This is a genomic window from Lacisediminihabitans profunda (assembly GCF_008040105.1).
In the GTDB taxonomy this organism is placed as follows: domain Bacteria; phylum Actinomycetota; class Actinomycetes; order Actinomycetales; family Microbacteriaceae; genus Lacisediminihabitans; species Lacisediminihabitans profunda.
Genome location: NZ_VRMG01000139.1, coordinates 1 through 320, shown reverse-complemented (window position 1 = coordinate 320; position 320 = coordinate 1). Strand labels below are relative to the sequence as shown.

The window sequence follows — 320 nt, the reverse complement described above, 5'->3', positions numbered from 1 at the left end:
TCTAAACACGTCATCTATTCCTCCTGCCACGCCACTCCATGAGAAGCGTCCCCATCTACCTCTACCCCATGCGGGGCTTGTGCCTGGACCGCCACCCCATGCGCCTGTCCCCCATATACCGCTACCCCATCTAAACACGACTCACGCTCCTTGCTAAATAACGATTCAGTAAATCAGGCAACTCCTGTTCTAACTTCTTCGCTAATGGTTCATATACAGGACGCTTTGGCATTCGTGTCCCACCACCTTCATGCAGTGCAGGATATTGCCCTGGAAAGGCGTTTGGATTGACACCAATTGTAAGTGTATTGGATGTCAAT

Annotated in this window: 1 protein-coding gene; it reads right to left on the bottom strand. The window is 50.6% G+C overall.

The window, feature by feature from the left end:
• Positions 1-130: 130 nt before the first annotated feature.
• The coding region (locus FVP33_RS19870; RefSeq protein WP_222706817.1) for a phage virion morphogenesis protein at positions 131-320 on the bottom strand (190 nt) is incomplete at its 5' end.